The 14,256-nt window shown below is 60.2% G+C and carries 13 protein-coding genes; 9 read left to right on the top strand and 4 right to left on the bottom strand.

Features of this window, described 5'->3' with window-relative positions:
* Positions 1 to 407: 407 nt before the first annotated feature.
* From BXE_RS30010 to BXE_RS29970, 9 genes are all read left to right on the top strand, one after another.
* Positions 408 to 1,547 carry a porin gene (locus BXE_RS30010; RefSeq protein WP_011491875.1) on the top strand — a complete coding sequence of 380 codons (1,140 nt, stop codon included), beginning with the start codon at positions 408 to 410 and terminating at the stop codon, positions 1,545 to 1,547.
* Between the two features lie 215 nt (positions 1,548 to 1,762).
* A complete protein-coding gene (locus tag BXE_RS30005; protein WP_011491874.1) occupies positions 1,763 to 3,169 on the top strand; it encodes an MFS transporter in 1,407 nt (468 codons plus the stop codon).
* Between the two features lie 14 nt (positions 3,170 to 3,183).
* Positions 3,184 to 3,729 (top strand): GAF domain-containing protein, encoded by a 546-nt coding sequence (locus tag BXE_RS30000; RefSeq protein WP_011491873.1) that lies wholly within the window; start codon positions 3,184 to 3,186, stop codon positions 3,727 to 3,729.
* A gap of 260 nt (positions 3,730 to 3,989) precedes the next feature.
* A complete protein-coding gene (locus BXE_RS29995) occupies positions 3,990 to 5,258 on the top strand; it encodes an NAD(P)/FAD-dependent oxidoreductase (protein ID WP_407668640.1) in 1,269 nt (422 codons plus the stop codon).
* 74 nt (positions 5,259 to 5,332) lie between these two features.
* Complete coding sequence (locus tag BXE_RS29990) at positions 5,333 to 6,235, top strand: dihydrodipicolinate synthase family protein (RefSeq protein ID WP_011491871.1); 903 nt, start codon at positions 5,333 to 5,335, stop codon at positions 6,233 to 6,235.
* Positions 6,236 to 6,421: 186 nt separating this feature from the next.
* Positions 6,422 to 7,855 (top strand): aldehyde dehydrogenase family protein, encoded by a 1,434-nt coding sequence (locus BXE_RS29985; protein WP_011491870.1) that lies wholly within the window; start codon positions 6,422 to 6,424, stop codon positions 7,853 to 7,855.
* 82 nt (positions 7,856 to 7,937) lie between these two features.
* The gene (locus BXE_RS29980) at positions 7,938 to 8,936 is read left to right on the top strand and encodes a 4-hydroxyproline epimerase (RefSeq protein WP_011491869.1); all 999 of its coding nucleotides are present in this window, start codon (positions 7,938 to 7,940) and stop codon (positions 8,934 to 8,936) included.
* Between the two features lie 52 nt (positions 8,937 to 8,988).
* Complete coding sequence (locus tag BXE_RS29975) at positions 8,989 to 10,224, top strand: metal-dependent hydrolase family protein (RefSeq protein ID WP_011491868.1); 1,236 nt, start codon at positions 8,989 to 8,991, stop codon at positions 10,222 to 10,224.
* Positions 10,225 to 10,311: 87 nt separating this feature from the next.
* Positions 10,312 to 11,037 carry a GntR family transcriptional regulator gene (locus tag BXE_RS29970; RefSeq protein WP_040124708.1) on the top strand — a complete coding sequence of 242 codons (726 nt, stop codon included), beginning with the start codon at positions 10,312 to 10,314 and terminating at the stop codon, positions 11,035 to 11,037.
* 39 nt (positions 11,038 to 11,076) lie between these two features.
* Here BXE_RS29970 and BXE_RS29965 read toward each other — a convergent pair whose 3' ends face one another.
* From BXE_RS29965 to BXE_RS29950, 4 genes are all read right to left on the bottom strand, one after another.
* The gene (locus BXE_RS29965) at positions 11,077 to 11,871 is read right to left on the bottom strand and encodes a pyrroline-5-carboxylate reductase (protein ID WP_011491866.1); all 795 of its coding nucleotides are present in this window, start codon (positions 11,869 to 11,871) and stop codon (positions 11,077 to 11,079) included.
* Positions 11,868 to 12,368, bottom strand: a complete 501-nt coding sequence (locus tag BXE_RS29960) for an aconitase X swivel domain-containing protein (RefSeq protein WP_011491865.1) — start codon at positions 12,366 to 12,368, stop codon at positions 11,868 to 11,870. Before BXE_RS29960 ends, BXE_RS29965 begins: the two co-directional genes overlap by 4 nt.
* Positions 12,361 to 13,608, bottom strand: coding sequence for an aconitase X (locus tag BXE_RS29955; RefSeq protein WP_011491864.1), 1,248 nt, complete (start codon positions 13,606 to 13,608; stop codon positions 12,361 to 12,363). The genes BXE_RS29960 and BXE_RS29955 overlap by 8 nt, the downstream gene beginning before the upstream one ends.
* 181 nt (positions 13,609 to 13,789) lie before the next feature.
* The gene (locus tag BXE_RS29950) at positions 13,790 to 14,221 is read right to left on the bottom strand and encodes a cupin domain-containing protein (RefSeq protein WP_011491863.1); all 432 of its coding nucleotides are present in this window, start codon (positions 14,219 to 14,221) and stop codon (positions 13,790 to 13,792) included.
* Positions 14,222 to 14,256: the final 35 nt, after the last annotated feature.

Below are 14,256 nucleotides of genomic sequence, written 5' to 3'. Positions count from 1 at the left end.
ACTCCGGTGCCGTCATCGACACAGCGCAGGAAGCATGCCTACAGTTTCTTGACGAACTGTGTGTTTGATCGGGCGGCCCTGTTTCGGCAACGCGGCCGGCCTGACTCCGCGAAAATGCTTGACCAATTATATTGGATCCAAGATATTGTCTGCGAATTCGGACCGTGCCGTTTCCCGTTGACGGCCGGGGAGGATCTGTGAATCGGCAAACGAAACATGCAGGCGCTGGCTCGACGCTGCCTCGTGCGCGGATCGTTGCCGTTGGTCACAACCGGAGCGTTGCGTGATTGGGGCAGGGCGCCCATCGCGATTCGTGACGCTACCCGCGCGCGCCCGCCGACAACCGGTCCGATTGATTCCCCATCCATAAACTCAGTATGACGAATTAATTAAAAAGGAGATTCACGATGAAGAAGCAGCTTCTTGGTATGACCGCATTGATGGCGGCGACGCTATCGTGCCATGCACAAAGTTCGGTCACGCTTTATGGCGCGCTGGACGACGGCCTGACCTTCACCAACAATCAGGGTGGCCATCACAACTACCAGGCGTCGAACGGCGCGCTGGGCAGCAGCAAGTGGGGCTTCCTGATCAACGAGGATCTGGGCGGCGGCTACAGTGCGATTGCACGCCTCGAAAACGGGTTCGACATCAATACCGGCAAATTCAATAACGGCGGACGCCTGTTCGGCCGGCAATCCTACGTGGGTTTGGGCTCGCCGTACGGGACGCTGCTGATGGGGCGCCAATACGATCTCGTCCTCGATTCGCTGCTGCCGCTCTCGGCGTCGAGCCGCTTTGGCGGCATTCTGGCCGCGCACGCCGCGGACGTGGACAACGTCTGGGGCGATTACTCGCTGAGCAACTCCATCAAATACCTCTCGCCGACTTATGCCGGTTTCAAACTGTCCGCACTGTTCAGCTTCGGTGGCGTGGCCGGCGACTTTTCCAACAGCAAGAAGGAGTCGGTCAGCCTCGTCTATACGAACAGTGCGTTGAGCGCGAGCGCGGTGTTCTCGCGAATCAATAACCCGGCAACATCGATCTACGACGCGACCGCCAATCCCGTTGCGGGAACGGCGTTCGCCAATCCGATCACGAATCCGACCTTTAGCGGCTACACGTCGGCGCACACGTTGCAGGTGGCCGGCGCGGGCGTCAATTACCGCATCGGTGCCGCATTGCTGGGTTTCACTTACACCAACACCCGTTTCGAGGACGTGGTCCGGACTTCGTCGACGCCATTTTCCGGAACGGCGACGTTCAACAATTTCGAAGCACTGGCCACGTATAACGTTACGCCGGCGTTGCTCCTCGGCGCGTCGTACGACTACACCAAGGCGGAATCCGCTAAATATGGGCAGCTCAATCTGGGCACTCAGTATTCGCTCTCCAAACGAACGCTCGTATATGCGACCACCTCGTGGGAGCACGCAACGGGGACCGACTCCACAGGCAAACAGGCCGTGGCCGCGCTTTCTTTCCTGACGCCTTCTTCGACCGGAAATCAGGTCGCCGTACGGGTGGGTGTACGCCACAGTTTCTGACTCGCCTCGCCGCCACCGTTCCTTCCGATCTCCGTCGACCGGCCTTCGCTACAGTCGGCTAGCACGCATTAAAAAAGGGTAAACCCTGTTCAAGAATCGGCCGTCAGGGAAATTCTTCGTTGACACCGTATTTTGGATACAGGATATTGGTATCATAGATGCGGGATGTGGTCGAACGCCGCTTCCGCGTCACTTCTCTCCCAATGGAGGCTTACATGTCACCGATCGCAGCACGGCTCGAGCGCTTGCCGTTCAGCCGCTTCCATTTCAAGCTGCTCATCATGGGCGGACTCGGCTTCATGTTCGAAGCCATCGATGCGGCAATCATCGCCTTCATCCTGCCGGTGGTCCGTACGAAATGGCATCTGACCAGCTTCGAGACCGGCCTGCTCGGCAGCAGTACTTATGTGGGCTTCCTGGTCGGCGCACTTTTTGCCGGGTTGCTCGGCGACCGGTTCGGCCGCCGCGTCGTGATGATGTGGGCACTGACGTTCTTCTGCGTGCTCACATTCGTGAACGCGTTTGTGAATGACTGGCACACGTTCGCATTGTTGCGTGCGATTGCCGGCATCGGCATGGGTGCGGAAGGGGCGATCATTGCGCCGTTCCTCGTCGAGTTCGTCAGCAATCGCTATCGCGGTGCTTTTACCGGTGCGCTCGCCGGCTTCTTCTCGTTCGGCTTCGTCGCGGCCGCGCTGATCGGCTACTTTGTCATTCCGCTGAACCCGGAAGGCTGGCGTATCGCGCTGGTGATCGTGTCGCTGCCGGTGATCGTTCTGCTCTGGTGGCGGCGCTCGCTTCACGAGTCGCCCCGCTGGCTCGAAACACGTGGGCGTCACGAAGAGGCTGCCGCGGTAGTAACGGACATCGAGCGGCAGATCGAGCGCTCGGGGGTGACGCTTCCGCCCGTGGTGCCCGTCGCGGGCGACGCGACCCTTCACGAATATTCGGGTTCGTTCTTCGGCAATCTGAAGCTTCTTTGGAAGCCGCCTCTTGCGAAAACGACGCTGATGACGTGGTGCCTTTGGCTCTCGGTGACTTTCTGTTCATACGCGTTCTTCGTCTGGATTCCAGGCCTGCTCGTGCAGCACGGCATGACGATTACGAAGAGCTTCTCCGTTTCGATCGCGATTTATCTCGCGCAGATTCCGGGTTACTACTCGTCGGCTTACTTCTGCGAAAAGCTCGGGCGCAAAACGACGATCGTCACCTACATGGGACTCGCCTGCGCTTCGGGAATCTGGCTTGCGTTTGCCGGTAGTGACCTGACAATCGTGCTCGCTTCGATTGCCATGTCGTTCTCGATGAACGGTGTCAACGCCGGCGAATACGCTTACACGCCCGAAGTATTTCCCACGCATCTGCGTGCGACGGGTATGGGCACGGCGTCGGCGTTTGGCCGTATAGGCGCGATCTGTTCGCCAATGCTCGTGGGCTACGTTTATCCGATCTGGGGCTTTGCCGGCGTATTCGGCATGACGACGGTCATCCTGCTTGTTGGCGCGCTTGCGGTGCTCATACTCGGCGTGTCCACCAGCGGAAAAACGCTGGAGCAAATCACGGCGGACGAGTACAGCCTCGCCGATGATCTGCCGGGCGCTTCCCTGAAAACAGCCAAATAGTTCACGGAACCACCATGTCGAATAGTAATCCGAACGTTATCCTGCCCGCGCTGGCGAGCGTCGCCAGTGCATTGCAGGAAGGACAGCCGGCGGAGGTCGTTTGGGAAACGATCGAGCAGGCGCTGACCCAGGTTTATGGCCAGCGCCTGTTCACGGTACTCGCATATGACGAACAGTCCAGCCGGCTTGGGCGCCTGCATAGCAACCGGCCTGACATCAATCCGGTCGGCGGCTTCAAGCGCGTAACCCGGAGCATGTGGGCGGATCACGTGCTGCACCGGGGCGACATGTTCATTGGTTCGACCCGTGAAGATATCAAGGCAGTGTTCTCCGAGTACGAAGTGTTGTGGTCGATCGGTTGCGAGAGCGTCCTCAACATACCGGTGCGCAAGAACGGTGTGACGATCGGCACCATGAACCTGCTGGCCGGCGCGGGCCAGTACGACCACGCGGACGTGCGTCTGGCACTCGTATTTGCCCAGCTTGCCGTCGTGCCGCTCGAAGCCAGCCTTGACCGGTTGCGCGAGCTCGGCGAGCCGGATCATATGGAGCAGGTGTAAGACCCGAGGGTGGGGCGGGTAGATGTTTCCGCCTCGTGTCATTGTTTGAAAGTTATCTGGCAGGCCGGCCTGGCGGCGGTAAGTGTGACGGACACTACGCCGCCGGGTCAAAGACTGACGACTTCATCAAGATCGTCTGCACATGTAAGAAGGGGCAGTGGAAGCCATTCGCGGTGCCTGGGTCGAAGTCATTCCCGGCCTGCCGCGGGCCTCTGACGGATAGCCCGCGACGATTCAATCTTGAAGAACTGGAAATGCAAATTAACACTCATGCCTCACGAGCGACACCTGACGTTGTGGTTATCGGCGGTGGCATCGTGGGTCTTGCCTGCGCGTGGTCGATACTGAAAGACGGCGCCACCGTGGCGATAGTCGATCCGGATTTCGAAGGGGATCGCACGTCGCATGGAAATGCGGGCGGAATTGCGGTAACTGAAAGCACGCCGATTTCAGTGCATGGGCTGTTTTTCAAGGCGGCAAAGTGGCTGGTCGATCCGCTCGGTCCGCTTTCGTTGGACTGGAAGCATGTTCCGGCCGCATTGCCCTGGTTCATCGAGTTCCAGAAAACGGGCAACCAGGATCGGTTCCGTTCCATTTCCCATGCCCTCGCGAAACTCAATAACCGCGTATATGACGACCTCGTGCCGATGTTCGAGGACATCGGGGCGATGGATACGTTCTATCGCCGCGGTGCACTGACTGTCTACGAAACCGATGAAGCGTTCAAGGCCGACGCCGCTGAATGGGCGTTCAAGCGGGAACTGGGCGTGCGCTGGAAGACGATGAGCGCCGCCGAAGTTCGCGATTGCGAGCCTTCGCTCGCGCCGGTTTTCAAACACGGCGTGTTTCTCGAAGACTGGTCGCATATTGGCGATCCGAAGCAACTCGTCACTCAATTGCGCAATCGTGTTCGCGAGCTGGGTGCGCAGTTCATCGCCGGGCGCGTGACTGCGCTCGACCCTTCCAATGCTTTATTGCCCGCAGCGGTACTGGAGAACGGTGAACGGGTGAGTGGCCGGCGCCTCGTCGTTGCCACGGGCGCATGGTCTGCCGGTCTGGCGAATTCCATTGGTGATCGCGTGCTGCTCGATAGCGAGCGTGGCTACAACACTACGTTGCCCGAGCATGGAATCAGCCTTTCGCGCGAAGTGATCTTTGCCGAGCGCAAGTTCGTGGCCACGCCACTCGACATCGGTTTGCGTATTGGCGGCGCGGCCGAGTTTGCCGGACTGAAAGCACCGCCGAACTATCGGCGCAGCGACGCGCTTCTCACGCTCGGCAAGCGATTCCTGCCCGGCATCGACGATCAGGGCGCGGTGAGGTGGATGGGGCACCGTCCGGCCACGCCCGATTCGCTGCCGGTTATCGGCCGGTCGCCCCGCGTGCCTTCCATTATTTACGCGTTTGGTCACGGGCATCTCGGCCTGACGCAATGTGCGACCACCGGCGCGCTCGTTGCCGATCTGCTCGCCAATCGTACGCCCGGAATCTCTCTCGACGCTTACTCGATAGGACGGTTCAGGAAATAGCGAGGCCCCCGCGACCTCGATTTAAACCGCGGGACTGCCCGCTTGTGTTTCAATTTTCTTTTAAAGGTGTAGCCATGCAAGTCAACTGGAAAGGTGTTTTCCCCGCTGTCACGACCAAACTGAAGGATGACGGTTCGCTCGATCACGAAGCGATCAAAAGCGGTTTGAACCGCCTGATCGAGAACGGTGTCGGCGGTGTGGTGATGATGGGCATGGTCGGTGAAAATGCCCAACTCACCGCGGACGAGAAGCGTACGGTGCTGAAACTGGCCGTTGAGACCGTTGCTGGCCGCGTGCCCGTGATCTCGGGTCTCGCAGAAACGAGCACCGCGCTGGCTGTCCAGTTTGTTCAGGACGCCGAGGCAATCGGCGTGCAGGGTCTCATGGTGTTTCCCGGCTTGACGTACCGCTCGGATGACCGCGAAACCGTCGAGTTCTATCGCACGATCGCACGGTCCACCAGGCTTGGCCTGATGATCTACAACAATCCGCGCGGCTACGGTGTGGACATGCGCCCCGATCTGATGGACCAGCTCAAAGACGAAGCGAACGTGGTCGCGATCAAGGAAGAAACGTACGACACCACCCGCGTGACGGACCTGTTGAAGCGTTTCGGCGATCGCTTCGCGGTGTTCTGCGGCGTTGACGACCTCGTGCTGGAATCGGCGGCACTGGGTGTAACGGGCTGGGTCTCGGGCATGGCGAACGCCATGCCGAAGGAATCGGTCGAGTTGCTGAACCTGGCCGTGGCGGGTGATTTCGTCAAGGCGCGCGAGCTTTATCGCGCGCTGATCGACCTGTTCCACCTGGATGTGCATGTGAAGCTGGTTCAGTACATCAAGCTGGCGGAAAACATGACGGCCGGCTACCCGGAAAACGTCAAGGCGCCCCGCCTGAAGCTCGAAGGCGAGGAGCGTCAGAAAGTCGTGGCGATCGTCGAACAGGCCATCGCCAACGTACGCGCGCTGTCCAACTGATCTGAGGTACCCGCTAATCGTGCCGTGAGGCGCGGTTGCGGTGGGAACCTCAGCAGAGACGGTCAATCCATTCTGCTGGCAGCGCGAATCCGCGGATTCGCGCTGCCAGCATCACTTGCAAACTCAGCGACGGGGGCATTGCGTGCCGGTCCATCGGAAAGCCGCTTCTCGCTGAGGGAAACCAGTATGTCGCAATATCGCAGCTTCATTAACGGAGAATGGCTTGGTACGACGAGCACATTGCCGAACCTCAACCCGTCGGATCTGTCCGACGTCGTGGGCGAGGCCCTGCTCGCCGATGATGCGCTGGTCGCCGACGCGATCGCCGCGGCGCGTCACGCATTCCGCTCGTGGTCGCTGACGACTCCACAACAGCGAGCCGACATTCTCGACGCCGCGGGAACCCGAATCCTTCAGCGCAAAGAAGAGTTAGGGACGTTGCTCGCGCGCGAGGAGGGCAAGCGTCTTCCCGAGGCGATCGGGGAAGTGGGCCGCGCGGGCAACATCTTCAAGTTTTTTGCCGGCGAAGCGCTGCGCATTGGTGGCGAGGTGGTGTCGTCGGTGCGGCCGGGTATGACGGTCGAAGTGACACGGGAACCGCTCGGTGTGATCGGCATGATTACACCGTGGAATTTCCCGATCGCCATTCCCGCATGGAAGATCGCGCCCGCGCTTGCTTATGGAAATACCGTTGTTATCAAGCCGGCCGAGGCAGTGCCTGCGTGCGCCACCGAACTGGTGAAGATTCTCGAAGAATCGGGTTTGCCGGCCGGCGTGGTCAATCTTTTGCTCGGACCGGGGCGCGTGGTCGGCGAAGCGTTGGTCGCGTCACCGGACATCGACGCAATCAGCTTCACAGGGTCCGAGAGCACGGGGCGGGCGATCGCGGTGAAGTGCGTGACGAGCGGCAAGAAAGTGCAGCTTGAAATGGGCGGCAAGAATCCACTGGTGGTCATCGATGACGCGGACCTCGACGTTGCGGTAGAGGCGGCCCTTGACGGCTCGTTCTTCTCGACAGGCCAGCGATGCACGGCGTCGTCGCGTCTGATCGTCACGTCGGCCATTCACGGGCAATTTGTCGCCGCGCTGCAGCGCAAGGCGTCCGAACTGGTGGTGGGACATGCGCTGGACAAGGCGACGCAGATCGGACCGGTGCTGGATGATCGTCAACTGCAACAGAACCTGAAGTATCTGAAGATTGCCGCAGAAGAGGGCGGCCAGGTGCTGGGCGGTGAACGGGTCGAGCGTCCGACGCGGGGCTACTTCATGCGCCCGGCGCTCGTCATCGGGACCGACAATACGATGCGTATCAACCGGGAAGAAGTATTCGGCCCGGTCGCATCGGTCATCAAGGTCGCAGACTACGAAGAAGCGCTCGCAGTGTCCAACGATACGCCGTACGGGCTTGCCGCCGGCATCTGCACGACGTCGCTCAAATACGCGAGCCATTTCAGGCGGCATGCGGAAGCGGGAATGGTGATGGTCAATGCGCCGACCGCGGGTGTCGATTATCACGTGCCGTTCGGCGGTCGCAAGCGATCGAGCTACGGTCCGCGAGAGCAGGGCACGTATGCGCGGGAGTTCTACACCGTCGTCAAAACCGCGTACGTGAAGGCGTGATGAGCCCCACCCGATGTGTGCAACAGACCAGGTGGCGGGCTCGTCCACCGGAAGCCGGAAAACATCATTCTGGAGCAACACCATGAAATCGACTTTCTTCTGTATCGACGGCCACACATGCGGCAATCCGGTGCGTGTCGTCGCGGGCGGCGCGCCCCTGCTCGAAGGCGCGAACATGATCGAGAAGCGCGCTCACTTCGAGAGAGAGTTCGACTGGATCCGCACTTCCCTGATGTTCGAGCCGCGCGGGCACGAGGTGATGTCCGGCAGCATCCTTTATCCGCCGACCCGGCCCGACTGCGACGTGGCGATCCTGTTCATCGAGGTGAGCGGGTGTTTGCCAATGTGCGGCCACGGAACCATCGGCACGGTGACGACGGCGATAGAAAACGGTCTGGTACGTCCCAGGGAACCCGGCGTTCTGCGACTGGACACACCGGCAGGTCTGGTGCTTGCCAGATACAGGCTGGAGGGTGAGCACGTCGATTCGGTCCAACTCGTCAATGTGCCGTCATTCCTTCATTCAACTGATCTGTCCGTCGAAGTCGAAGGACTGGGTGAGATTCGTTTTGACGTCGCTTATGGTGGAAATTTCTACGCCATCATCGAGCCGCAAGCCAACTACTCGGGCATGCATGCGCTGAGGCCGTCGGACATACAGCGGCTGAGTCCAATACTGCGGCAGAAGGCCAATCAGAAATACGATTTCACGCATCCGGAAAAAGCGGAGATTTGCGGCCTCAGCCATGTCATGTGGACCGGTGAACCGACCGTTGCGGGCGCAACCGCCCGCAACGCAGTGTTCTACGGAGACAAGGCGATCGACCGGTCGCCTTGCGGCACCGGAACCTCCGCTCGCATGGCGCAGCTTGTGGCCAGGGGCAAGCTTGCGATCGGCGAACGCTTCGTCCACGAAAGCATTATCGGCACGCTGTTCGTGGGCATGCCGGAAGAGGCGACTCGCGTCGGCAAGCTGGACGCGATCATTCCGAGTATCGAAGGCTGGGCTCGCGTCACCGGCCATAACACTATTTTTGTCGACGACCGGGATCCGCTTGCGAAGGGCTTCCTGTTGAAATGAAGTTGCGAGCGAGGTCTCACGCAGCGAATGACTTCAATCTGAAGAGGGAATCATGCTTATTCTGAAGAACGCCCGTGTTCTGGATGTCAATCATGAGCACGACGACGCACGCTATTCGATCGTGATCGAGAACGACACGATCCGCGAGGTGTCGCGCGAACCCGTCTCGATCAACGGTGCCGACGTGATCGATGTCGACGGTAAAACGGTGATGCCCGGTATGGTCGACTGCCACGCGCATGTGATCGCGTCGGTTGCGCATCTGGGTAACAACGGGCGCTTGCCCAACACTTTCGCGGTGCTGCGCGCCGTACCGATTCTCGCCGGCATGCTGCATCGCGGCTTCACGACCGTGCGCGATGCAGGCGGCGCCGACTATGCGTTGTCGCGAGCTATCGAAGAAGGCGTGATTGCGGGCCCGCGCCTCTTCGTTGCCGGCAAGGCGCTGTCGCAAACCGGCGGTCATGGCGATTTTCGCGAGCGCTTCGACAACTCGGATCCTGATCCGTGCGGCTGTCACCGGAACCTCGGTGCAATCGGCCGCATTGTCGACGGCGTGGACGAGATCCGCAAGGCAGTCCGCGAAGAGATGCGTTCCGGCGCGCACCACATCAAGATCATGGCGTCGGGCGGCGTTGCATCGCCGACCGATCCGATCGGCAATCTGCAGTTTTCAGTCGACGAGATTAAAGCCGTCGTGGAAGAAGCCGCGTCGCATCAAACCTATGTGATGGCCCACGCCTATACCGGCAAGGCGATCGCCCGAGTGGTCGAACTCGGCGTGCGCACGATCGAGCACGGCAACCTGATCGACGATGAAGCCGCCGCCGTCATGGCAAAACACGGCGCGTTTGCCGTGCCTACGCTGGTGACCTACGACGCGATGAGCAAGGTGGGCACCAGGTCCGGGGTCGGAGAGAGCGCGCTCGCCAAGAACGAATCGGTCCGTATTCAGGGGCTGAAGGCACTGGAAATCCTGAAGCGTCACGGCGTGAAGATGGGTTTGGGAACCGATCTGCTCGGCGACATGCATCAGTATCAAAGCGATGAACTGTCGATTCGTGCGGACATTCTGGGCGCATTCGAGACGATCTGTCAGGCCACTGCGATCGGTGCTGAAATCGTCGGCATGCAGGGGCGCCTCGGGGTGATTGCGGCAGACGCTTTCGCGGATCTTCTCGTGGTCGACGGCGATCCTTCGAGAGACATCCGCCTGCTGGGCGGCCAGGGCGAGCGGATTTCCGCGGTCATGAAAAATGGCGCCTGGGTTCGTCAAGCCCTGTCGTAGACGGCGCGCGGATTATTGGATTTTGGATCCTAAAGCCGACATCGTGCTACGATGTCGGTAACGTCCTCACCGTATAGATCCGTTGCCATGCCCCCGGTTGCCGCCAAACAACGTCGCTCCGAAACATCCACGCCAGGCGAGGCTTCTGCCGCCGCGAACGTGACGAGGAAAATCGTTCGTCCCACCACGGTGGATCTCGTGTTGACCGCGATCCGCCAACGGATTCTGAGCGGCGAACTCGCGCCAGGCGAGGTGCTGCGACAGGAAGCGCTGGCCGAGGAACTGGGCGTGAGCCGCGTGCCGATTCGAGAAGCCATCACGCGCTTGACCGGCGAGGGTTTGCTGACGAGTGTGCCGCACAAGGGCGCTTATGTGGCGGAACTCTCGGTGGAAGAAGTGCAGGAAACGTTCGATATCCGCCTGCGTCTGGAACCGTGGCTTTTCTCCGAAGCGATCGTGCGCATTACGGATGCCGAGATCAACAAGGCGGAGCGCCTCGTCAAGGAAATGGACAAGGCTTCAGAGGGGCAGTGGGGACAACTGAACTGGCGATTTCACGAAACGCTTTATCTGCCGGCGCAGCGGGATATCACGCTGCAGATGCTGAGGGTGCTGCACGACCGGAGTGACCGGTATTTCCGCTTTCAGGTCGTACAGGTGCCGATTCGCGAGCAGTCGCACGAAGAGCATATGGGCCTCGTCGAAGCATGCCGCCAGCGTGATCCGAAACTCGGAGCGAAGCTTCTGGAGCAGCACGTCAAGACGGCGGCCAAGCAGATCGTCAGCGTGGTCGAGGCGGTGATTTCTCGGTGAATCGCGCAATGGCGCTATTGGCCCTCTTCATTTGATTCGTTATTCATTGCGTTGAGAAACTGTTCCGCCGATCCGGTGTAGAACCTGATCGAACGCGTCATCGAAAGCATTGAACACTCGATGAGCGCCGAGCGCGTCCAGTACCTGTTCGTTCAAACCGCCCGCCGTCGTGAACTCCTTGGAAAGCTCGTCGAAGCGGGTCTGCGTTTTTCGCGCGACGCTGGCAAGACCGAAGTGCAGGCTTGCAAGATAGTCGCGCGCTTCGCTGTAGGTGGAGCCATGCTGCTCGAGCCAGCGAGCCTGGTTGTGCAACAGCGCGAAGTAGCTGCCCATCGTTGCTGTTGCTGAGAACAGGACGTCGAACGCTTCCTCGCTGCCGACCTCGATTGCACCACCCAGCTGTGTAAAAAGACTTCGGGCGATATCGTCTGCGGGAAACACGAGTGTGTTGCACAGGTGTTCCGCGACGGTTGGAAGCGGCGCTGCGCGGACCAGGGTTTTTGCCGGCGCAATGAGCGTTCTCAGTTTGTCGAGCCCATATGTCGCTATGAAGCTGATTACGTGGTGCCGACCGGAAAACCGCAGGGCTTGCAATACACTTTCGGCGACCTGTGGTCGCACGGCGAGGCATACCACGTCGCAGCGATCCACCACTTCCTGGTTTTCGCCGGCCACTTGCACCATTGGATATGCCTGCGCGAGCCTGTCCGCAATCTGCGCGTTGCGCGGCGATAGCCACACCTCCGTCGGTACGTCAGCGCATGTCGCCAGCCCGGTGACGATGGCCTCGGTGATGCTCCCCGTGCCGATAAATCCGATTCTCCCGACGCTCATAGCGTGGTTCCAGAGACGATCTCGATGCGGGCCTCGCCGCCTTCATGCGGCGCATCGATCTGAATGGGCTGTGTGCAACGGTATAGCGTGTCGAAGACGTCGTCATCCACCACCACGAGCGGAACACTCACGCCGTAAAGCTCGTTCGCGACAATGACGCCGATGGAGATGATCAGATCCCGCTCGCGAAGCACAATACCGCTCGGGCCCGTGCCATTGCGGATGGCCTCGGCGAGCACGCTGCTGCTTGAACTGGAGCCCTTGGCGCGCGGCATTACCATGATCTTGCCGGCAAGGCTCTGCCCATGAGCCGGGTGAGATTTCTCGATGATCTTTCCGAGTGCGGCGTCGTAGCCGCCCCAGAAACTCAATGGTTCGAGCGCGAGTATGGCGCCGCGTGCGTGCCCGGCGGCCAGCGTGCTGGCGGGTGGCCAGCCGCGCTGATCGATTCCATGATTCGCGTCACCGTGGCTGGTTTCGTTAGCCGACCTATTCATCGAAATGCACCTTGCCTTCGAATGCGGAGCGCACGCATTCCTGCATGCTTCCATACGCCACCGAAACGCCGATATTCGCCGGCGCATAGTGTGCCCATTTGCCGGAGTTCGTCATGACGAGTCCGCTCAGTTTTTTCATCACCGGGGTGATATACGTGCAGGTGTCCACCACGATCTGTACACCGCGTTTGGCGAGCATCTGAGCTATCCCGGTCGCTTCAAGTTGCCAGAGTACGAATCGGCTTGTGTTCACGTAAAAGTCGCATTTCAGAGGTCCGTCATGCAGCGCGAACAGTTCGACGAGTTGCTCGAATTCTTCGACTGAAAAGTGCGGTGTACCGAGGCTAACCGCGATCAGCGGATCGCCGGGGCGGCCCTGGTTCAGCCGCCTCCGGACGGCGGCAAGCTGATCCATTGAAATGGAAATGGTCCGGGCTGGCGCTTGGCTCTGCAATGCGGCGTCGAGCGTTGGCGCCTCCGGCGTGATGCCGACCGCGTGAAAGAGCGCTACCGCGCCACTCGACGCGGCCGCGGCTCCCAGTGCCTTCAATTCGTCTTCGCTGCTATCGGGCGGCAAACCGACGATAGCGGCTACTGTCGCGCCGGCTTGCTCACCCAGCAGAAAACCCAGCACGGCGAAGAATACATCCCGGCCAGGCAGCTTCGCAAAGTCAGGTGCTTCGACGACAATACGCGCGGCCCGATTTTCGGTGATATGAAGCCCGGCATGCGGCGCGCGGCCGGTAATGGCGGCGGCCAGATCGAGGAAGTCGCCATACCGGCTGGTCCGCGCACCCAGTACGGAATTGGCAAAGACAATGGCGTTCGATTCGGCCCAGGCAATCTGATCGCCCGCCTTCGGGCGATGTTTGAGCTGATACGGCGCGCAAGTGAAGCTCGATTCGCAGCCAAGCGCGAGGTGCGCTTTCATCAGGCGTTCCGCCGCGTGCTGTGTGGTCCTGTCGCCGTGATAAAGCTGGGGATGGATCAGGTCGAGCGAGCCGACGTTCAGCGTGGTCGGAACAGCGACCCTCGTGTCGCCCTGAACGAAACGTTCGACGAAATCGAGGCTGGCGGGGCCGTGATAAAGACACCCGTCGATATGCGCCGAGCTGATATCGATAAGCTCGCGCGCGCCCATGACGTTCGCGGTGCGGGTGACGATGCGCATCGCAAGCGCGACGCCGCTTCCGAACGCGCCGTCCAGCATGGCCTGATCCTGTGCGCTCAATACCAGCATGACTGTGATGTTCCTTTGCAGTGTTTCCTTTTATGTATGCAGGATATGGGATCCAAAAGCTCAATGCAAGTCGCGCGTGGTGGAGAATCGTTGAACGCACCCGGTGGTTGATTTCTTCGAGAGTGGGGCGCGCGGTCTCGTACCGCGAGATCATGGATCTCCTGCGCGCCAGCGGCTGCGCTCATTGGCTGTCGAACGTGACGAGCTGTTTGTCTTTCGAATCAGCCACGAAGATGGCCAGCAACTTCGCGGGTTCCGTCGCGCTCGCGTTTTCACTCTCGGTGTGATGAACGCCGGGATTTTCGGTCCAATGTTCACCCGCATGGAAGACCTTTTCCTCGCCGTTGTTCACCTGGCTGCGGATTGCGCCGGACAACACATAACCGACCACGAAAGCCTGGCCGTGCCGATGCGCGGGCGATTTGCCGCCGGGTGCGTATTCGACGATCAAGGCCGTCATCTTCTTGCCCGGAACGTTGGCGATTGCTTCGGCGAAAGCCGGCGTAATCGTTTCGCGCGTGGCAGCCGGTTCTTCGGCGAACAGGTTGTGCGAGACCGCAGTGAGAGAAAGACCGGCGAGTGCGACGGCCGCGATAAGTTTCCTCGTATACATTTCAATACTCTTCAGTTTGGTGAAAATTAGTATGC

Origin of the sequence: Paraburkholderia xenovorans LB400, from assembly GCF_000013645.1 — a bacterium.
GTDB lineage: Bacteria > Pseudomonadota > Gammaproteobacteria > Burkholderiales > Burkholderiaceae > Paraburkholderia > Paraburkholderia xenovorans.
Note: the sequence above shows the minus strand (reverse complement) of the source record. Positions and strands in the feature narration are given on the sequence as shown.